The following is an 18,957-nucleotide window of genomic DNA, read 5'->3' on the forward strand; positions in this document are numbered from 1 at the left end:
TGTGACGGCCGCCACCGACATCCGGGCGGCCGACCCGGCGGCGGACGGCCGATCGCCGCCGCCGGGGTGGGGAAGACCTACTCCGAGGACTTCGGGGAGGACTTCTGGGAGGGCTTGGCGGAGGCCTTCTTGCTCGGCCCCGAGGAGCCCGGGTCGGCGTCGGAGTCCGCGTCGGAGTCCGCGCCCGAACCCGAGCCCGCGTCCGCGTCCGCGCCCTTGTCCGAGGAGGTCGAGCCGGCCTTCGGCGAGGCCGTGGCCGATCCGGAGGTCTTCGGCGGGACCGAGGCGGTGGGCTTCTGGCAGCCGGGCTGCTTGGCCATCGCCTGGCCCAGCTCGCCCTCCTCCAGCTTGGCCAGCGCCGCCTGGTCCATCTTCTCGATCTTGGTCAGCCCGTCGGCGACCTTCTGGAGGCCGTCGGCGAACTTCTGCTGGTTGTTCGGGTCCAGCGCGTCGACCTCCTTCTTGAGGCCCATGTAAGCCACCGCGGTGGCGTTGAGCTCCTTGATCGCGTCCTGCTGGACCTTCTCGCCGTTCTCGACGGGCGGGGCACCGGCGGCCTCGACGGCCTTGGCGAGGGCGCGGTCGGCGTCGGCGATGTCCTGGAACGCCTTCGAGTCGGCGGCCTGGATCTCGGCCGGCTTACTGTCGGCGGCCGTCGAGATGATGATCTGGTGGGCGTTGGCCCGCTTCTGGATCTGAGGCTTCGCCTGGTCGCAGAACGTCTTCGCCCAGTCCTCCACCTTGTTGCCCTCGTCGTCGCTGCAACCGGACAGCGCGAGCACCAGTACCGCACCGCCGGACAGTGCGGCCGCAAGCTTCTTGTTCACCGGATCGGTCCCTTCCAAGGCTCTCGGCCCCGGAACATACACGCCGAACGGGCTACTTCCACCTTTCGTGGGAGGGATTCATCCCACATTGCAGTCATTTGAACCAAGGGAGAAGCCTCCCCGGACACCTCCGGCGCCCGGGGAATGAGACGGACGACACGTCAGGAGACGGTCACCGAACGCCGCTTGGAGAAGCGCACCGCGACGACCACGACGAGGACCGCGAAGCCGGCCACCGCCGCCCGCAGCCCGTCGCTGGCGTCGTCCCCGTAACCGAACTTCACGACCGCGGGGGCGATCAGCAGCGCGACCAGGTTCATCACCTTCAGGAGCGGGTTGATCGCCGGTCCCGCCGTGTCCTTGAAGGGGTCGCCGACCGTGTCCCCGATGACGGTCGCCGCGTGCGCCTCGCTGCCCTTGCCGCCGTGGTTGCCGTCCTCGACCAGCTTCTTCGCGTTGTCCCACGCGCCACCGGAGTTGGCGAGGAAGACCGCCATCAGGGCGCCCGTGCCGATCGCCCCGGCGAGGTACGCGCCGAGCGGGCCGACACCGAGCGCGAAGCCGACCGCGATCGGGGCCGTCACGGCGAGCAGCCCGGGCGTGGCGAGTTCGCGCAGCGCGTCCCTGGTGCAGATGTCGACGACCCGCCCGTACTCGGGCTTCTCGGTGTACGTCATGATCCCGGGGTGCTCGCGGAACTGCCGCCGCACTTCGTACACCACCGCACCGGCGGACCGGGACACCGCGTTGATCGCGAGCCCGGAGAAGAGGAACACGACCGACGCTCCGAGGATCAGTCCGAAGAGGTTGTTGGGCTGCGAGATGTCCATCGAGAGCGTCAGCAGGTCCGCCGCGCCGCCGATCGCGCCGATCCCGCCGGCCTCGGCGACCGCCGTCGCGATGGCGTCCCGGTAGGAGCCGAAGAGCGCCGCGGCCGCCAGGACGGCGGTGGCGATGGCGATGCCCTTGGTGATGGCCTTGGTGGTGTTGCCCACGGCGTCGAGGTCGGTGAGGACCTGCGCGCCCGCGCCGCGGACGTCCCCGGACATCTCCGCGATGCCCTGCGCGTTGTCGGAGACCGGGCCGAAGGTGTCCATGGCGACGATCACGCCGACGGTGGTGAGCAGGCCCGTCCCGGCGAGGGCGACCGCGAACAGCGCCAGCATGATCGAGGCGCCGCCGAGCAGGAACGCGCCGTAGACGGCGAGCCCGATCAGCAGGGCCGTGTAGACGGCGGACTCCAGGCCGAGGGCGACGCCCGCGAGGACGACGGTGGCGGGTCCGGTGAGCGAGGACCTGCCGATGTCCCGCACGGGACGGCGGCCGGTCTCGGTGAAGTAGCCGGTGAGCTGCTGGATGAGCGCGGCGAGGACGATGCCGATGGCGACCGCGACGAGGGCGAGCACCCGCGGATCGCCGCCGTGGCCGGGGATGCCGGGCTCGGTGACGCCCGTCAGCTCGGCGTACGAGGACGGCAGGTACGCGAAGGCGGCGACGGCGACCAGCACGAGCGAGATGGCCGCCGAGAGGAAGAAGCCCCGGTTGATCGCGTTCATCCCGCTGCGGTCGGCGTGCCGCGGGGCGACCGCGAAGATGCCGATCACCGCCGTGACCACGCCGATGGCCGGCACGATCAGCGGGAACGCGAGGCCGTAGTCGCCGAAGGCGGCCATGCCGAGGATGAGCGCCGCGACCAGCGTCACCGCGTACGACTCGAAGAGGTCGGCGGCCATGCCCGCGCAGTCGCCGACGTTGTCGCCCACGTTGTCGGCGATGGTGGCGGCGTTGCGGGCGTCGTCCTCGGGAATGCCCTGCTCGACCTTGCCGACCAGGTCGGCGCCGACGTCGGCGGCCTTGGTGAAGATCCCGCCGCCCACCCTCATGAACATCGCGATGAGCGCGGCGCCGAGCCCGAAACCCTCCAGGACCTTCGGCGCGTCGGCGGCGTAGACGAGGACGACGCAGGAGGCGCCGAGCAGCCCGAGGCCGACGGTGAACATGCCGACGACCCCGCCCGTACGGAAGGCGATCCGCATGGCCCGGTGCGCGACCTCGGTGAGGTCCTTCTCCGGTTCGCCGGGCCCCGGGGTGGCCTCCCTGGCCGCCGCGGCGACCCGCACGTTGGCCCGGACGGCGAGGCGCATGCCGACGTATCCGGTGACCGCCGAGAACAACGCCCCGACCAGGAAGAACAGGGACCGTCCCGCGCGCTGCGACCAGTCGTCGGCGGGCAGCAGCATCAGCAGGAAGAAGACGGCGACCGCGAAGACGGCGAGGGTACGCAGCTGCCGCGCGAGATAGGCGTTCGCGCCCTCCTGCACGGCGGCGGCGATCTCCTTCATCTTCTCGGTGCCCTCGCCGGCCGCGAGCACCTGGCGGACGAGGAGCTGCGCGACGACCAGCGCGCCGAGGGCGACGGCCGCGACGACGACCACGATCGTCCGGTTCCCGCTCGTGAGCACCGCCGCGGCGAGCGAAGTGGGGTCCATGGGGACGGATCATAGGGAGGCAAACCGGCACGAACGGGGACCCTGCTGAGCCACCGCGCGGATGCACCAAGCGGATGCGCCCTTTCGGGCAACGAGAAGAGGCCCCGCACAGGGCGGGGCCTCTTCTCGTCGTACGTGTACCGGTCGGGCGGCGTCAGGACAGGACGTCCGCCGGGCTGGTCGGCCAGCTCATGCGGATGGTGCCGCCGTCCTCGCCGGCGCTCACCTCGACGTCGTCGACGAGCCCGCGGATCACCGCGAGACCCATCTCGTCCTCACCGTCGGCGTCGTCGAAGTCGTCGGCCGGGGCCGAGGACCGCGCACCGGGCACACCGGCGGCATCCGCCGCCGCCACGCCCGCGCCCGGCACCTCGTCGCCGACCTCGATGGAGAACGTCTTCTCCTCCTCGGTCAGCACGACCCTGATGGGGGTCGTGACGCCGTTGCTGCGATGCAGCCCGACCGCACGGGAACAGGCCTCACCGACGGCGAGACGCACCTCGTCGAGGACCGCCTCGTCCACTCCGGCCCTGCGGGCGACCGCGGCCGCCACCAGGCGGGCCGTACGGACGTGCTCGGGCTGAGCGCTGAATCGGAGTTCAACGGTGGCCATGCGATCCCCCTGGGTCAGTCGACCGCGTTGACGGCCTCGTCGACCGACGTGTGGATCGGGAACACCTTGGTGAGCCCCGTGATCCGGAAGATCTTCAGAATGCGCTCCTGGTTGCAGACCAGACGCAGCGAGCCCTCATGCGCGCGGACGCGCTTCAGACCACCGACGAGCACACCCAGGCCGGTGGAGTCGAGGAAGTCCACGCCCTCCATGTCGACAACCAGGTGGTAGCTGCCATCGTTCACCAACTCGACCAACTGCTCGCGCAGCTTGGGCGCGGTATACACATCAATCTCGCCACCGACCTCGACGACCGTACGGTCACCACCAGCGCCGGACACATTGCGAGTCGACAGGGACAGGTCCACGGATCCTCCAGCACCTTGCTATCGGGCGATCGCCCCCTCGGGCCTCCCAGGCGGAGCCAGGGAACTGATCGCCAGCCGCAATGGCATTCAATCACTTACCGGCTGTCATGCACGACGCCTTGGAAGCATTGTCCGTCCTGGCAGTGACACACTCGGTGCCGATGGCCAAGAATCAGCGCCCCCGTCGTCCAGCCGGGGACACGGGCAGTCGCCCCTCCCCCGGCGTGGTCCTCGCCCGGCTCTCCGCGGGCGAGAGTCGGGCCGCGCGCATCACTCATACGGAGCACATGCCCGCCCGGGAGGGCCGTCATGCCGTCTGGCCGCACCTCATCCGTCCCGAGGTGATCAGCGCGATCCAGGAGGCCGGGATCGAGCACCCCTGGGCCCACCAGGCGGAGGCCGCCGAGGCCGCTCTGAACGGCGAGTCAGTGGTGATCGCCACAGGAACCGCCTCGGGCAAGTCGCTCGCCTACCTCGCCCCGGTCCTCACGACCCTCCTGGACGGCGCGGAGGCCCCCAACGGTCGCGGGGCCACCGCCCTCTACCTCTCGCCCACCAAGGCCCTCGCCGCCGACCAGCGCCGCGCCGTACGGGAACTGGCCGGCCCGCTCGGCACCCGGATCCGCCCCGCCGTCTACGACGGCGACACCCCGGTCGAGGAGCGCGAGTGGGTCCGCCAGTACGCGAACTACGTGCTGACCAACCCCGACATGCTGCACCGGGGCATACTCCCCTCCCACCCCAGGTGGTCCTCCTTCCTGCGCGCCCTGCGCTACGTCGTGATCGACGAGTGCCACACCTACCGGGGCGTCTTCGGCTCCCACGTCGCCCAGGTGCTGCGCCGCCTGCGCCGGATCTGCGCCCGGTACGGCTCCGATCCCGTCTTCCTCCTCGCCTCGGCCACCTCCGCCGAACCCGCCCTGGCCGCCGGCCGCCTCACCGGGCTGCCGGTCACCGAGATCTCCGACGACGCCTCCCCGCGCGGCGAACTGGTGTTCGCCCTGTGGGAGCCGCCGCTGACCGAGCTCCACGGCGAGCGCGGCGCTCCCGTACGCCGCACCGCCACCGCCGAGACCGCCGACCTGCTGACCGACCTGACCCGGCAGGGCGTGCGCTCGGTCGCCTTCGTCCGCTCCCGGCGCGGCGCCGAACTGATCTCGGTGATCGCCCAGGAACGGCTCGCCGAGACCGACCGCGCCCTGGCCCGCCGGGTCGCCGCCTACCGGGGCGGCTACCTGCCCGAGGAGCGCCGCGCCCTGGAGCGGGCCCTGCACTCCGGCGAGCTCCTCGGCCTGGCCGCCACGACCGCCCTGGAGCTGGGCGTGGACGTCTCCGGCCTGGACGCCGTCGTGATCGCCGGCTACCCGGGCACCCGGGCCTCCCTGTGGCAGCAGGCGGGTCGCGCCGGCCGCTCGGGCGAGGGCGCCCTCGCGATCCTCGTCGCCCGGGACGACCCGCTGGACACCTTCCTGGTCCACCACCCGGAAGCGATCTTCGAACAACCGGTCGAGTCGACCGTCCTCGACCCCGACAACCCCTACGTCCTCGCCCCCCATCTGTGCGCCGCCGCCGCGGAGCTCCCGCTGACCGACGCGGACCTGACGCTCTTCGGCCCGGCCGCGCCCGGCCTGATGCCCCAGCTGGAGGGCGCCGGACTGCTGCGCCGCCGGTCCACCGGCTGGTACTGGACCCGCCGCGAGCGGGCGGCCGACCTCACCGACATCCGGGGCGGCGGCGGCAGCCCCGTCCGGATCGTGGAGGCCGGCACCGGCCGCCTGCTCGGCACGGTCGACGAGGCCGCCTCCCACACCGCCGTCCACGAGGGCGCCGTCCACCTCCACCAGGGCCGCACCTATCTGGTGCGGGAGCTCGACCTGAAGGACTCCGTGGCCCTCGTCGAGGAGGCCGTCCCGCCGTACTCCACCACCGCCCGCGACACCACCTCCGTCTCCGTCCTCGAAACCGACACCGAGATCCCCTGGGGAGCCGGCCGCCTCTGCTACGGCTCCGTCGAGGTCACCAACCAGGTCGTCTCCTTCCTCCGCCGCCGTCTGATCACCGGCGAGGTGCTGGGCGAGACCAAGCTCGACCTGCCGCCCCGCACCCTGCGCACCCGGGCCGTGTGGTGGACGGTCACCGAGGACCAGCTCGACGCCGCCCGGATCACCCCGGAGATCCTCGGGGGCGCCCTGCACGCCGCCGAGCACGCCTCCATCGGCATGCTGCCGCTCTTCGCCACCTGCGACCGCTGGGACATCGGCGGCGTCTCCGTCCCCCTCCATCCCGACACGCTCCTGCCGACCGTCTTCGTGTACGACGGTCACCCGGGCGGCGCGGGGTTCGCCGAACGCGCCTTCCACACGGCCAGGGCCTGGCTGACGGCGACCCGCGAGGCCATCGCCTCCTGCGAGTGCGAGGCGGGCTGCCCCTCCTGCGTCCAGTCCCCGAAGTGCGGCAACGGCAACGATCCGCTGCACAAGCGCGGCGCGGTCCGGCTCCTCACGGAACTCCTGCGGGAGGCCCCGGAAGCCCCGGAGGCCCCGCCCGAGAGCTGACCTCCGGCCGGTACGGGCCGTGCGCCACCCGCGCGGTCACCTCGGCGAGCTCGCCGCGCACGACGCACCGCAGCAGCTCGGCGCCCTGCGCGGCGGCCACCCGGGAAGCGGCGGCACACGCCTCGGACGCGCCCCACAGGGCCCGGTCGGCCGCGGCGAGGGCGGCCAGATCGGCGGCACCCCCGGCCCGGTGCCGGGCCGCCACCGCCTGCCCGAGCGCGAGCACCGCCCCGAACACCACACACAAGGCACAGGCCGCGAACGCCGTCCACACGGTCGCCACCCCCCGATCGCCCCGACCGGCCCCGTCGCCCCGACCTGCCCCGTCGCCCCGACCTGCCCGACCGGCCCGGACTGCCCGGACTGCCCGGACTGCCCGACCGGCCCGGACTACCCGACCTGCCCGGCCGGCCCGACCTGCCCTGCTGCCCGCGATCACGGCGGGCCCCCGCTCTCCAGGCCCTCGCCCACCGTGTCCTCCGCGAGGGCCGCCGCGCCCGCCCGCAAGGTCACTCCCATGCCCCCGGGGCCCAGGGCCGCCACCTCCACCGTCACCCGCCACAGCTCCCCCGACCGCGTCACCGACACCCGGGCCCCCTCGGGCGCGGCGGCCCGGGCGGCCCCCTCGGCGGCGGCGACCGGCTCGGAGCGGGCCGCCGCCCTGGCCCCGGCCCGCGCCGCGTCCACGCACCGGATCTGCGCGGCGGCCGCGGCCAGCGCCCAGAGCAGGGTCACCGCGAACAGTGCGAGGACGGGCAGGACCATGGCCGCCTCCACGGTCACGAACCCCCGGTCAGAACGGCGCATCGAGGGCCTTGCCGATCATCGACTCGAGCGCTCCCGAGACGGTCCCGCTCGTCACGATCTTGTAGAGCACGGCCGCGAAGGCCGCCGCGGCGATCGTGCCGACCGCGTACTCGTCAAAATTCTGTGCATCCTTTACAATTGATCATGTAAAGGAAAACGCGAATCATGCAAGACAGCTTGAAAGGACAACTCGGATTCGGTTATCTGCGCATCAGCGATGACCGAGAAGGACAGAAGCTAGGCGTTCAGCGCCAAGAAGAAGATCTGCGAGCTTTCGCCGACTATCTCGGCGTAAGGCTCGTTCGCATTTACTGCGACAACGACATCTCGGCTAGTACGAACACCACCGAGTACCGCCCGGATTACGAAGACATGATGGGCCAAGCCGAGGTCGGGCCGGTCAAAATCATCTTGTCCTGCACGACCAACCGCCTGACGCGCAAGCCCGAAGAAACCGAGCGCCAGATCAAGTTGGCTCGCACGCAGGGCGTCAAGTATCTGTACGCGCGCAGCCAGTCCCTAGACCTTCAGTTCGCCGCTAACCGCCGTATGGCGCGTTACCAGGCCGCCAACGACGCCGGTGAAGCCGAGGAGCTGCAAGAGCGCGTCCTACGTAAGAAGTTGGCGGACGCACGCGAGGGGAAGACCAGCGGCGGCCGTCGCACCTATGGATACGGCAAGGTCATCGGGCACAACCCGATCACCGGTAAAGACATCTGTGACCCGTACCAGGTGCGGGAAGAGGAAGTCGCCATCCTCCAAGAGGGCAAGCGTCGCATCTTGGCGGGTGACGCTCAGTTCACCATCATGAAGGACTGGAAAGAGCGCGGCATCATCACTGCGACCGGCCAATTCTGGCGCGTCGGCCCGTTCAAGACGGCACTACTCAAAGAGTGCTACGTCCAGTTTGACCCGACGGGTCATCCCACCGACTGCCCGTGTCTGAAGAATCCGGAGACGGGTGGCACGCGCGTTCACCACGACGAGCGCCATCGCGCTAAGTGGCCATTCATATTTACCCGCCCCGAACACGACGCCTTGAAGGCCATGTTCGACGGCCGCGAAAAGTACTGGGTGAGTAAGAAGGGCAGCGGCGTTGCCGCGCGCTCCTACCTTCTCAGCAGCATCACAGAGTGCGGCGGAGCGTGGCGCGACACCGACAAGGTGGGTCAGTACTGCGGCGGTCACATGTACGGCCAAGGCAAGACGTACAACTACGCGGACGGCAGCAGCAAGACCCAACGTCGCTACGCCTGCAAGAAGTGGGAGCGAGACGGGAGCCGTCTTGGGTGTTGTTCTGTCTTCCGCATCGCTGATCCGGTGGAGCAGTTCGTCACCGAGCAAGTCTTGGAACGCTTCGACTCTCCGGACATCGCAACGGCGCTGGCTCCGGCCGACAACGAGCTGCGCATGGCCGAGCTGATCCAAGAGCTTTCCGAACTACAGACGCGCCGTGAAGTGCTGGCCGCCGAGTACGCAGCCGGTGAGCACGACAAGGACGACTACCGCGTCATGGTGCAGACGATCAAAGATAAGTTCGCGGTCGCGGAGACCGAGAAAAAGCAACTTCTCAGCGCCAAGGCTAAGCGTCTGGCCGTTCCGACTGACGGCGGACTGCGCGAGACGTGGAAGACAGCCAGCATGGATTGGAAAGCTAGCGTGATCAGGCTGGTTGTCGAGAAGGTCGTGATTCACCCTGGCCGCTCGGGTCAGAAGATGTGGAACGGCTGGCGCTTCGATCCCGATCTGATCGAGATAGTTTGGCTCCACTAACAAGTAGTGCCAGCTTGGCAATCGTAGCGGGGTGCTCCACTTTCAGGGGCACTCCGCTTTTTGCTGTCGATTGCCGTAATCGTTCTAAGTCTTCTGTCGTCATGATTGAATCTCCTACCTTTAATTATACAACGAAGACAAGCAATATCACCCCATAAACGAGAGCTGTGGTCAATTCCACCATATGCAACCTACGCATGTTATGCGTAAATATATAAGGCCGAACGCAATACAGCACGGCCAACAGTCCGACCAGTGGAGCAGAAATGGCCATCGTGCCCATGAAGCAGTCCGACCTCAATGGCGAGGTCGGGCCGGACGAAGAATTCGCCCAGGTGGTGGTGCGTGAACACCCCGGTATCGACCAGCCCAAGGTGCTGGACGTCCAGATCAAGGAAGTCGACTCGTTCAAGACGATCGACGATCTGGTGATGCTGGAGATCACCATTCCCGGCGGAGAAAAGCGTGAGGTCGCGATGCGTCTGGCGGACTTCAACAAGCTCGCGCCGGACATGCCGACCGTTCTCAAGAACGCTCGCGGTACCCGTGGACGTGTCCCCGGTACCCGAGTCGGCAACGGCAACGTGTAATCCCCATTCTCCGTTTCCTGTCAACGCTCCCGGCAGTTGAAACGGAACCCCGCCCTTGGCATCCAGCCGGGGCGGGGACTAACCCATGAACTTATCCACCTCCAGTAATGACAGGTGTTGTTTTTTCTACCATTTGCACAGTTTGAAGAATGTGTCATAAATAAGCTGACTCTTCAGTCAAAAAGGAATGTTTCAGAGGGTGGCAGCGCCGTCAGGTGCAGCCACCCTTTTTTCGTTCCTCGTTCATTCACAACCAAGCAATCAGGAAGTTGGTGAAACCATCATGCGCAGAAACAATGCGCGGACGCCGATCATGCTCGCCTTGGCGGGCATGCTGGCATCGCTGGTCATGTTCGTCTCTCCGGGGACGGCGATAGCAGCGGAGTCCATTCCGGCGACCCAGTGGCCTTCGGTCGCAGCAAGTCGATACGGGACGGGCATGGTGACGAGCCCGACAGGGAGCGTCATCATGCCATGCAGCTACGCCAACAACGCGTACTCCAACTTGAAGTCGTACAGCGCTACGGGCCAACTGATCCAAGAACTTTCAGCAACCCAGTCCATCGACGGGGTGCCGAACTGCATCTGGACACCGGCCATAGACAAGAACGGCGACATCTACGGTTCGCCTGCGGGAATGGTCAGTGGCTCTATGAGCTACGGATCTAACCTGCTGGCGTACAACGGAAACACACTCAAGTGGAAGTACCCGACCGGGTGCACCAGCAATGAAACGGTTCCCGTCGTCGGCGCGGACGGCAACATCTACTTCATCAACGGCAGCGGCCGGCTGATCGGTCTGACTCCCGGAGTGGAGCCGGGCACGACGCAGCCGAAGAAGGTGCTGGACGTTCAAGCCCAAGGAGGTTGCAACACTAAGCTGTACGCCTACAAGGACGGCGTCGCAGTGCAGTGGTACTCCGGTCAGAGGATCACCTACTACAGCTATGCGGGCGTGAGCCTCGGTTCACCGTCCGGCAGCTACAACACTGACGGTTGGGGTTTCACCTTCAACGCAGTTGGTCGTCTGTTCTACCCCACATTCGTGGGGTCGGGTAGCACAGCTAGTTTCACGTTGTCGGCGTACGACCCGATGACGAAGAACGTGGCATGGACCGCGCAGTCGTCATCCTTCGGTCAGTTCAGCGCGGGGCATGTCAGAACTATGCCCACGCCGGATGGCGGCGCGTACGTCATCGTCCAGCGGAAGAAGGTTGTCGCTGGAGCACCGACCTCGGAGACGGTCAATGCGCTCGTGAAGCTCAACGCTTCCGGCATCAAGGTTTGGGACAAGGAACTTCCGAACCAGGACGCCAGTGGCAACGGCTACTCGGGCACATCAAGCGTGGTGGACACCACCGGCAGGATCACCGTCGTCCGAGCGGGGCAACTGCTCACGAGTGACGGTCAGTACCGGAGAAGCATTTCTATCGGGGTGTTCAACCCGGATGGAACTGTGCACTCCGAGATGGTAATGCGTGGCAACCTGAACCGCGATGAAGGCAGCACCTTTGGGTATTTCGCCAATCAGTTCACCGCGGGTCAGAACACGCTCCACCTTATGGCAGAACGCTGCGCCAGCGTGTGTAGTGACAACAAGCTGTTCCCCGTCACGGTGTCAGGCCTCGGCCTGGATTACCCGCGCGGTGCGGTGATCAGCGGGAAAGCAGGCGTGCCGTATGTGGCAATGGGGGATTCCTTCTCTTCTGGAGAGGGCGTACCTCCGTTCATCAACGGTACCGACAGCGGGGACAACACCTGTCACCGTAGTCAGACTGCCTACTCGATGATCATGAGTGGCAACACCAACTCGTCGCGATCAGTGGGGGTGGGAAGTGGCTCCGGTTTCGTAGCGTGCTCTGGGGCAGAATCCAAGCACATCAAGAACATCGGATTCAAGACTGAGCCCAAGCAGCTCGACGCCTTGAACGGGAACACGAAGTACGTCACCATCTCCATTGGTGGCAATGACATCGGGTTCACTCCGTTCGGCAAGGCGTGCGTACTGGAAACGTGTGCTATCGGTACTAGTGCCTACACCACGGCGAAAGCCAACATCGAAACGGGCCTGCTCGGCAATCTGAAGGATACCTATCGGGCCATTCTTCAGGCAGCGCCGAACGCACAGGTCTACGTGGTCAACTATCCGCATGTGGCACCGGTAAAGCAGTCGAGCGACCCGCACGACTCGCGATGCCTGTTCCTTTCGGACAGTGCTACGGGCGGCCAGCGATGGGACGACGCTAAGGCGGCCCGCGACATCGTGACTCGCCTTGATGGCGTGATCCTTGATGCGGTTAACCTCATCAAGGGGGAAAGCAGCACCTTCAACAGTCGGCTGCACCTTGTTGACGCGAATGGGGCGGGATCGCCTTTCATAGGACACGAGATGTGCTCCTCTGGTGACTCGTACTTCCATAACGTCAATGAGGCCGTGAACGGTCTCGCTTTCCCGTTCCACCCGAACGCTCTCGGCCAGGAGGCTTACGCCACCCTGTTCGAGGGGCAGATGGGTTAGTAGGAAAGAACCACTGAAGAGTCAGCCCCCGGATTCGAGCAATCGATCCGGGGGCCTTTTCATTTGGGATTCATACGTCAAGTTGCTACAATGGAAGGAAATGAATAAAGCAATAAAGAAGAACTCAGTTTACAGCCGAGAGCAAATTGTTCTCTTCGTATTATTAATCCTCATGGCGTTTTCACTGTGGGTGAACTACATACTCATTTACCCCTTAGCTATTTTTCTCGCTACCGCCTTGTTGGCGTTTCCTATTATCAATGGTCGCACCAAGTCGCAGGAGTATGTGCGCCTAACTTTAGTCGTAGCATTTGCCGGAACGGCATGGCTACTTTATACAATGTGGGCAATCGTCAATATTGGAAACTGATCCGTAGGCGGATGATGCCGACGACCACCACGGCTCCGCGGGCGGCGGTAGAAAGAGCCGACTCAGGCGAGGCCGGCGGAAGGCCGTGGAAGCCGCGCAGTCAGGACGAGGCGGGGGAACGCTTACGAGGCCATGACTTCTCGTCCGCCGCAAGGGAGTTGCAAAACATCTATCCTGTGGAATAGCTAGCTTGGCAGATTTCGCCAGCTTCACCACGTCCGAGGAAATCCGTCAACACGTGGGCAGCCAGCTCGACGCCATGGCCGCTCTGGACACCAGCCATGAGTTATGGCCTGCATACTCTCCACCCCTGTTAGCTAAAATCTAAGGTCGCAAAACATAGATTGTGCGACCCAAAGTCAAAGCTTAGTTCGGCCCTACTCTTGCGCATACAGGCTGCAAGCACAGTATCCAGGCTCAATCCCTCTATCAAAAACACACGTGCAACCCTCCGGCGGCAACGGCGGGTTTCGCGCAAGCTCGTCTGTGATTGTGAATGTTTCATCCGTCATCGCTTCGCAGGCATTACAACCGTACGAACGTGTATCAACTCGAACCCTCTTAAAACCAAGAGAAGAAAATTGCATGACTCGATAACGATGATGCTCAGCTAGAGTTTGAGTAAATGGCTTGCGCCGTCGGTACAAGTGAGCTGCCATATATGCGTACACGATCGAGAGCTGATTATAATCAGGAACTTGCGCGAACCTGTTACATAGCTTCTCGTAGATTGACCATGTGACGTCGTCCCATTGTGCATTGACGTTCCAACGCTTCGACAGCTCTTCCCTCGTCTGCTCGTAAGTGTCGCGCGTGACATCAAAACCCCAGGCGCTAGTAAGCGACTCGAACTCATCAGATGTCAGCTTCTCTTCTTGGGTGAGCAAGCTCTTGCTATAAAAAGGTTGCTTCGCGCGAACGTAAACCGTGTTGCCACAATGAGAGCACTTGGTATTCGCTTTTGGTAGTTTCTTGAGAACACCACCGCAATATGGGCACGCTATGTCGTTACTCATAAAGAGTCATACTTTCTATTTTCTCTTGTACTGCTTGCCATAGTGCTTCACCACATACTCTTCGAGTGCGTCATCAACAATCTTCCACGGGCGGCGTCCCTCGATGTAGGCAATATCCCGGACGATCTGTGTGTGCCGCGATGGGTACATGGCCAGACCCTTGCTGATCGGCTGCTCATCGGTGTCCACCGGTGTCAGGTAGATCGGCCGCTCAGAGACAGGCGCCTGGTCGCTCACCGCGGGACGAGCTGGTTCGGTGGGTTCTACCTGCTGCGGTGCAGCGGGTGGTTCCACTGGACTCACCATCGAGGCCGGCGTGGGCTTGGGTGCCTCGGGATCAACCTGCGGGATGGCAACACGAGGTGCCGTCGTCTTCCGCTCTGTTATCTGCTTCTTGAAATCTCTAGCCATTGGTCAGTATCTCCGCGACCCGCTTATACCCTTGCGCGGCGTGACTCTGCGGGTCATAGAGCACTACCGGCTGATTCAGTTGCTCGGCTTCATCCACTGCGGTGGACTCCACGATGAGCTGTGGGATCACGAGGTCTTTGTACGCCTCCCCTATCCCGTCGAAGACGGCCGAGGATGCGAGCGTGCGCTTGAAGCGCGTGACCAAGATGCCCCGGAGCCGTAGCGCTGGGTTGTAGCTCCCCACCGCCCTCTCGTATGCCTCGATGGTGCGAGCCAAGCCGTCCTGGCTGTACGCACTCGCTGCGGCTGGGATCACCAGCTCGTCAGCCGCCGCCAGGGCGTTGATGGTCATGTAGTTCAACGACGGCGGCGTGTCGAGGATGATGAAGTCGTAGTCGTCTTCCAGCTCTGCGAGCAGTCCCTTAAGCGCCGCGATCGGGTCAGGTGCCGTCGGATCAGTCCGTTGCAGCGCCATACCTGTTTCGGTACGCGACAAGTCCGGGTGTCCGGCTATCAGATGAAGTCCATCAACCAGCGTCTCCAGCACAGCCGAGGTCGTCTCGATCTCGGGGCTTACGAACAGGTTGTTCAGTGTGACCGGTTGATCGGCAGGATCAATCCCTAGTCCCTTGGTGGCGTTGGCTTGTTCATCCAAGTCCACCAACAGGGTTCGATGACCTGCAAGCGCCATCGCAGCAGCGATGTTCTTAGCGGTCGTCGTCTTCCCTACACCACCCTTATGGATGGCTATTGCGATTTTCTTTGCCATTATTTATTTGTTCTCCACTTTCAAGATAACACGAGCGCTCATTCCCTCACAATAGCTATCGCCCTTTCCTGCACGCATTCTCTATCTAGCTATAGAACTATAGAGTTCTATAGCTCACTCTTTCTATAACGCGTGAGCTATTGAATTAGTGCGTGCATTCAATTACAATAGATAGCGTAAGAGAAAGCATGAAAGATGAAGCGCAATCACACGATTACTCACGACATGATTGGAACGCACGCCAGGTCCTTCGTAACAGGGGTACTTGGCCTCGACCCAAAGCAACACCAGCTAACCAGTCAGCCAACGTGGATACGGCTCGCTGAACGGCTCTTAGAAGCCCCCAGACAAGCCGAGCCGGCCCGCACGTTAGGTCGGCAACACCAAACCAAAGCAGCACGATAGGAGGACACGATGAACCAACCGACACTACTGAAAGACCACATGCCCACAAGTAGGGAAGTGGAGGAGCCCACAAAACCGTTAGTGGTCAAGTACACAACACACTTGCCTGCCGACATGGTGAAGCAAGTCAAGCGCGAAGCCGTGGAACGAGAGGTGAAAGACTACGAGATTGTCAGTGCGGCACTTCGCGACTTCTTCGCTAAGCAGGAGCTTGCCGCTTGATCTTCCTCGGAAGTAGCGCATAATGGGTGACATATGAGCGAAGACCAATTCACCAAACTTTTCAACCACATGCAAACCGAGTTCGGCAAAGTGCACGAGCGCTTAGACGATATGGCTACCAAGCAGCAGCTTGAACACGTCACAGAGATGGTGGACGGTATCGCCAAGGTAGTCGAGGACGATCAGCAAGAGCGGGCAGCCCTCACCCTTCAAGTTACCCGTGTCGAGGACGATGTGCGAGCACTACAGAAACACCTAGGTCTCGCACAGTCATAAGCAGTACGGATCACGGCCACCCTCTAGGGGTGGCTTTTGTTTTGTTTGCAAATTCAATGAATTCCAATTATACTTATGGCAAGCTAGCGTCTAACATTCAGTGCCAAAGAATTTATGCGCTAGCCCATCGGTATTGGGGGTATTCTATCCGTTCTCATTTCGCGCATAAATAGTGTTGACTATTATGTCTGCATTGTTTACTATTGAAGTAGCACTGAAGTTAGACGCATTCGGAGCCCTCGAAAGAGGGCTCTTGTCTTTTCTAAGAACCCTTGCCACCACGCAGGTACGCCGAGCCGTTCAAACCAACAGTTAGTACCCCCGCACGGGGATGATTTTGTGTTGCCCAAAATCGGGGGTGAGGAGAAAACAGCATGGCTGAGAAAATCAAAGCAACATTAACGCGGCGAGCATTCTATAGAAATAAGGCAAGCGAAAGCGCCTCCGTTACTTCTATAGAAGGACAGGAGATCCCACAGGAGGTTGACGACCTGATCGACAACAAGATGTACCGCAACAAGTTCAAGTCGCTTATCCGCAAGGGGCACTTGCAAGACTTGCTCGACCTGGCAGAGGTCGCCAAGGACAAGGACACCCCAAGCCGTTGGTTCGCCAAGTCCACCAGGACGACCCCTGTACCGGGGAGCGAGGGCAAACCAACCCACTGGGAGCGCTCGTTGAAGTTCCTGGCCAAGCTCCGCAAGGTGCGTCGTGTCGTCCAACAGATCGGCAGCCGTCTCAAGGTGCCAGCGAACAGCGTGAACGCTGTCTTCAAGGCTGCGTGGAAGCACCAGGACGCCGCCGTACGTCTGTCGGTCGAGGCCGCTGAGAGAGGGAAAGCCGACTCGTTCAACTACTTCTGCCGGATCGCGTTGAACCCCAAGCCCACCGCTGCATAGCGCTGAGACCTCATGAGATCGCGTGTGCGTGCATCCAGCGTTGAAGACAGGTTTCATCCCGTCTGACCCGCGCGCCCACCTCGCAGGGCCTCTGAGGCGGCCGACCACGTCGAAGACGTCCGGGTCTACCGACGGCACCACGCCGCATAGATCGCGTCCACTCAGGCCGCGCCGGCCACGACCCCTAGGTCGGGGCTGTTCAGTGCGTCCCGCGGCCACCCCTGTTACGTACCGTCCTACCGACACCCATCGTGCCGGTGACTGCTGCATCATTTCCGCAGCCCGCGAACAGGCTTGGGTCGGTAACAGCTATCCCGGCGCCTGGCGGCGGGTAGTGCCGACGACCACCACGGCACCGCGGGCTGCGGTAGATCGAGCCGATCCACGCGACGCCGGCGGAAGGGGGTAGGTCACGCGTAACGATCAGCGCCAGGCCGCCGACGTTGACCGCGACGACCTACGCCGGAACGAAAGCGAACGACAGCCAGCAACCAAGCAGCACCCCGGCCGCTATGGCGACGTTCTGTTCAACCTGGCTGCGCGCCCTTCGTGGCAAGCGCCGTCGCTTCGCTCGGACTGCTTCACCAATGATGACCCCGCCACCCCAGGTATCAACGACGTAGCCGTCCATCTCTTTGAAGCGACTCATTACGCTGCTGCCTTTGCGCGCTTAGGAACAAGCTGTTCTAGAGAGCCGATCGTTCTAAGGAATATCCACGCGGGGTAATCCGCCGTTGGGTCGGACTCGTCGCCTCCGCGCTTGAATGCGATCACCGATACGTCCGCGTCGGTCGATAAAGGCGACGGTGCGCCGTAGTCGATGGCTTCAATGTCGTACCGGCCAAGTGCGCCGGTCAACCTCACGATATGGCGGTTGTCTTCGCGTGGGTGGCTGTCGATCCGGCAAGTGCCCCCTAACGCCTCAATCTTGTTTGCTATGTTCTGAATCCTCATTCTGTTGTCTCCTGCGCTATCGGAAGCCGACCCGAGAAGTGTCCGCGCTTCCGGCGCTGTTTACGTTGCTTTGATTTCTTCGTTCCTCGCGGCGTCTTGTTCTGGGTAAAAAATAACCTCCTTGCCCAAAGCGACAGGAGGTGCTATTAATAGCAATGGTTTTGGCTACTTTGATTAGCCGAAACCTGTAGGAGTCCTGCCGCACGCGGGGCTCTTACTTTATGTCTTTATTATGCGCCTTTCGCCTCTGTTAATCAATACTTTTCACCTCTGTTAGCGGTGTAGAAAAGTCAACGTCATCAAAGCTGCATGAGTTCGGGGGTTAGTTCGCTCAGTAGGTACACTCGCACCATCTCTTGCCGGTCTGCGGGCAACTGCTTGAACACTCGGTCAAGCTCCCTCTTACGCGCCTCGTTCTTCACCACGAACACGACGAACGGGAAGTAGTCGCTTTCGCTTACCTCGACTGCCCGCCAATACCCGGCGATCTTTTCGCGGATGCGCTTTGGTGCTTCACTCTGCCGGTCGATCTCTAGGTAATACTGGCTCACTCGCCCTTGCTGCGGGTACTCGACAGCGGCGAACAAATCCGCGCGCACGAGTGGTGGAACCGGGCGTTCAACCTCCCAGTCGAGCACCCTTAGAACGCCCGCGTTTTCCGCTCGCCGAAGTTCAAGGTATGTGTCGGCAACCATGAGGGCGTGATCATTCACATTGGGCGAAGCCGTACGGTTGATCGTCAGCAATGAGCGGCCGTACCGGCCGAGCTTGTACGTGTACGCCCCTGCGCCACCCTTATCACCGCTGGCACGTCTTCCTACCAATGCGAGGTAGCCCAGCTCCTTTAGGCGCTTCAGAACGGTGTCAGGGATGGTGTGCGAGCGATCCGCAAATACAAGCTCTTTCAGGTGTGATGAAGCTAGCTGGCCAAAGGTGCCAACCAACTTCAAGATTTCATAGTCTCGGTATGTCAGTTCCATATTGAGTGTGCTCCATAGGTAGTCATGCTGGTGGGGGTGGCATCGTCGCTGGTGAGACGACGTGCCGGGGTGGGTGTACGCCTGGGGCTGGCCTATAGCTGCCCCAGGGGGTTCA

The 18,957-nt window shown here is 63.2% G+C and carries 19 protein-coding genes and 1 pseudogene; 8 read left to right on the forward strand and 12 right to left on the reverse strand.

Going from position 1 to position 18,957, the window contains the following annotated elements; all coding sequences use genetic code 11:
- Positions 1-77: 77 nt before the first annotated feature.
- From ACZ6K0_RS18665 to ACZ6K0_RS18680, 4 genes are all read right to left on the reverse strand, one after another.
- A complete protein-coding gene (locus ACZ6K0_RS18665; protein ID WP_469230870.1) occupies positions 78-827 on the reverse strand; it encodes a small secreted protein in 750 nt (249 codons plus the stop codon).
- Between the two features lie 161 nt (positions 828-988).
- The gene (locus tag ACZ6K0_RS18670) at positions 989-3,316 is read right to left on the reverse strand and encodes a sodium-translocating pyrophosphatase (protein WP_469230872.1); all 2,328 of its coding nucleotides are present in this window, start codon (positions 3,314-3,316) and stop codon (positions 989-991) included.
- A 154-nt stretch (positions 3,317-3,470) separates the two neighbouring features.
- Entirely contained in the window at positions 3,471-3,929 is a 459-nt protein-coding gene (locus tag ACZ6K0_RS18675) for an ATP-binding protein (RefSeq protein WP_055642713.1), read from the reverse strand.
- 14 nt (positions 3,930-3,943) lie between these two features.
- Positions 3,944-4,297, reverse strand: a complete 354-nt coding sequence (locus ACZ6K0_RS18680; protein ID WP_015034520.1) for an STAS domain-containing protein — start codon at positions 4,295-4,297, stop codon at positions 3,944-3,946.
- An 80-nt stretch (positions 4,298-4,377) separates the two neighbouring features.
- Between ACZ6K0_RS18680 and ACZ6K0_RS18685 the strand changes: the two genes are divergently transcribed.
- Positions 4,378-6,852, forward strand: a complete 2,475-nt coding sequence (locus tag ACZ6K0_RS18685; RefSeq protein WP_469230874.1) for a DEAD/DEAH box helicase — start codon at positions 4,378-4,380, stop codon at positions 6,850-6,852.
- On the opposite strand, the gene ACZ6K0_RS18690 is transcribed toward ACZ6K0_RS18685, so the two are convergent.
- The 3 genes and pseudogenes from ACZ6K0_RS18690 to ACZ6K0_RS18700 form a co-directional block, all read right to left on the reverse strand.
- Complete coding sequence (locus tag ACZ6K0_RS18690) at positions 6,797-7,135, reverse strand: Rv3654c family TadE-like protein (RefSeq protein WP_469576452.1); 339 nt, start codon at positions 7,133-7,135, stop codon at positions 6,797-6,799. The genes ACZ6K0_RS18685 and ACZ6K0_RS18690 overlap by 56 nt on opposite strands.
- 152 nt (positions 7,136-7,287) lie before the next feature.
- A complete protein-coding gene (locus tag ACZ6K0_RS18695; RefSeq protein ID WP_469230878.1) occupies positions 7,288-7,659 on the reverse strand; it encodes a TadE family type IV pilus minor pilin in 372 nt (123 codons plus the stop codon).
- Positions 7,646-7,771, reverse strand: a pseudogene (locus ACZ6K0_RS18700) (DUF4244 domain-containing protein); the annotation flags it as partial. The pseudogene ACZ6K0_RS18700 and the gene ACZ6K0_RS18695, both read right to left, overlap by 14 nt.
- A gap of 53 nt (positions 7,772-7,824) precedes the next feature.
- Between ACZ6K0_RS18700 and ACZ6K0_RS18705 the strand changes: the two are divergent.
- The 4 genes from ACZ6K0_RS18705 to ACZ6K0_RS18720 all read left to right on the forward strand — a co-directional run bounded on the left by ACZ6K0_RS18705 (position 7,825) and on the right by ACZ6K0_RS18720 (position 12,910).
- A complete protein-coding gene (locus ACZ6K0_RS18705) occupies positions 7,825-9,432 on the forward strand; it encodes a recombinase family protein (RefSeq protein WP_469230880.1) in 1,608 nt (535 codons plus the stop codon).
- A gap of 266 nt (positions 9,433-9,698) precedes the next feature.
- Positions 9,699-10,022, forward strand: a complete 324-nt coding sequence (locus ACZ6K0_RS18710) for a hypothetical protein (protein ID WP_469230882.1) — start codon at positions 9,699-9,701, stop codon at positions 10,020-10,022.
- A gap of 199 nt (positions 10,023-10,221) precedes the next feature.
- The gene (locus tag ACZ6K0_RS18715; protein ID WP_469230884.1) at positions 10,222-12,540 is read left to right on the forward strand and encodes an SGNH/GDSL hydrolase family protein; all 2,319 of its coding nucleotides are present in this window, start codon (positions 10,222-10,224) and stop codon (positions 12,538-12,540) included.
- Between the two features lie 100 nt (positions 12,541-12,640).
- Positions 12,641-12,910, forward strand: coding sequence for a hypothetical protein (locus tag ACZ6K0_RS18720; RefSeq protein WP_469230886.1), 270 nt, complete (start codon positions 12,641-12,643; stop codon positions 12,908-12,910).
- Positions 12,911-13,287: 377 nt separating this feature from the next.
- Here ACZ6K0_RS18720 and ACZ6K0_RS18725 read toward each other — a convergent pair whose 3' ends face one another.
- From ACZ6K0_RS18725 to ACZ6K0_RS18735, 3 genes are read right to left on the reverse strand one after another with little or no spacing between them, the layout of a single operon-like run.
- A complete protein-coding gene (locus ACZ6K0_RS18725) occupies positions 13,288-13,926 on the reverse strand; it encodes a hypothetical protein (RefSeq protein ID WP_469230887.1) in 639 nt (212 codons plus the stop codon).
- Positions 13,927-13,941: 15 nt separating this feature from the next.
- Complete coding sequence (locus tag ACZ6K0_RS18730) at positions 13,942-14,337, reverse strand: hypothetical protein (RefSeq protein WP_469230888.1); 396 nt, start codon at positions 14,335-14,337, stop codon at positions 13,942-13,944.
- On the reverse strand, positions 14,330-15,106 hold the full coding sequence (locus ACZ6K0_RS18735; protein WP_319666275.1) for a ParA family protein: 777 nt from the start codon (positions 15,104-15,106) through the stop codon (positions 14,330-14,332). The genes ACZ6K0_RS18730 and ACZ6K0_RS18735 overlap by 8 nt, the downstream gene beginning before the upstream one ends.
- A gap of 414 nt (positions 15,107-15,520) precedes the next feature.
- Between ACZ6K0_RS18735 and ACZ6K0_RS18740 the strand changes: the two genes are divergently transcribed.
- From ACZ6K0_RS18740 to ACZ6K0_RS18750, 3 genes are all read left to right on the forward strand, one after another.
- Complete coding sequence (locus ACZ6K0_RS18740; RefSeq protein WP_469230890.1) at positions 15,521-15,733, forward strand: hypothetical protein; 213 nt, start codon at positions 15,521-15,523, stop codon at positions 15,731-15,733.
- Positions 15,734-15,766: 33 nt separating this feature from the next.
- Complete coding sequence (locus tag ACZ6K0_RS18745; protein WP_469230892.1) at positions 15,767-16,009, forward strand: hypothetical protein; 243 nt, start codon at positions 15,767-15,769, stop codon at positions 16,007-16,009.
- Between the two features lie 374 nt (positions 16,010-16,383).
- A complete protein-coding gene (locus ACZ6K0_RS18750) occupies positions 16,384-16,908 on the forward strand; it encodes a hypothetical protein (protein WP_469230894.1) in 525 nt (174 codons plus the stop codon).
- A gap of 648 nt (positions 16,909-17,556) precedes the next feature.
- Here ACZ6K0_RS18750 and ACZ6K0_RS18755 read toward each other — a convergent pair.
- Positions 17,557-17,862: a hypothetical protein gene (locus ACZ6K0_RS18755; protein WP_469230896.1), complete on the reverse strand. Its 306-nt coding sequence runs from the start codon at positions 17,860-17,862 to the stop codon at positions 17,557-17,559.
- Between the two features lie 299 nt (positions 17,863-18,161).
- Complete coding sequence (locus tag ACZ6K0_RS18760; protein WP_469230898.1) at positions 18,162-18,842, reverse strand: replication-relaxation family protein; 681 nt, start codon at positions 18,840-18,842, stop codon at positions 18,162-18,164.
- Positions 18,843-18,957: the final 115 nt, after the last annotated feature.

The organism is Streptomyces sp. NPDC042346, from assembly GCF_055581845.1.

Bases quoted from the DNA above. Each gene is read 5' to 3' on its own strand.
- ACZ6K0_RS18710 (WP_469230882.1), top strand. From the start codon at position 9,699: ATGGCCATCGTGCCCATGAAGCAGTCCGACCTCAATGGCGAGGTCGGG.
- ACZ6K0_RS18735 (WP_319666275.1), bottom strand. From the start codon at position 15,106: ATGGCAAAGAAAATCGCAATAGCCATCCATAAGGGTGGTGTAGGGAAG.
- ACZ6K0_RS18750 (WP_469230894.1), top strand. From the start codon at position 16,384: ATGGCTGAGAAAATCAAAGCAACATTAACGCGGCGAGCATTCTATAGA.
- ACZ6K0_RS18720 (WP_469230886.1), top strand. From the start codon at position 12,641: ATGAATAAAGCAATAAAGAAGAACTCAGTTTACAGCCGAGAGCAAATT.
- ACZ6K0_RS18755 (WP_469230896.1), bottom strand. From the start codon at position 17,862: ATGAGGATTCAGAACATAGCAAACAAGATTGAGGCGTTAGGGGGCACT.
- ACZ6K0_RS18760 (WP_469230898.1), bottom strand. From the start codon at position 18,842: ATGGAACTGACATACCGAGACTATGAAATCTTGAAGTTGGTTGGCACC.
- ACZ6K0_RS18740 (WP_469230890.1), top strand. From the start codon at position 15,521: ATGAACCAACCGACACTACTGAAAGACCACATGCCCACAAGTAGGGAA.
- ACZ6K0_RS18745 (WP_469230892.1), top strand. From the start codon at position 15,767: ATGAGCGAAGACCAATTCACCAAACTTTTCAACCACATGCAAACCGAG.
- ACZ6K0_RS18705 (WP_469230880.1), top strand. From the start codon at position 7,825: ATGCAAGACAGCTTGAAAGGACAACTCGGATTCGGTTATCTGCGCATC.
- ACZ6K0_RS18670 (WP_469230872.1), bottom strand. From the start codon at position 3,316: ATGGACCCCACTTCGCTCGCCGCGGCGGTGCTCACGAGCGGGAACCGG.
- ACZ6K0_RS18725 (WP_469230887.1), bottom strand. From the start codon at position 13,926: ATGAGTAACGACATAGCGTGCCCATATTGCGGTGGTGTTCTCAAGAAA.
- ACZ6K0_RS18730 (WP_469230888.1), bottom strand. From the start codon at position 14,337: ATGGCTAGAGATTTCAAGAAGCAGATAACAGAGCGGAAGACGACGGCA.
- ACZ6K0_RS18675 (WP_055642713.1), bottom strand. From the start codon at position 3,929: ATGGCCACCGTTGAACTCCGATTCAGCGCTCAGCCCGAGCACGTCCGT.
- ACZ6K0_RS18695 (WP_469230878.1), bottom strand. From the start codon at position 7,659: ATGCGCCGTTCTGACCGGGGGTTCGTGACCGTGGAGGCGGCCATGGTC.
- ACZ6K0_RS18685 (WP_469230874.1), top strand. From the start codon at position 4,378: ATGGCATTCAATCACTTACCGGCTGTCATGCACGACGCCTTGGAAGCA.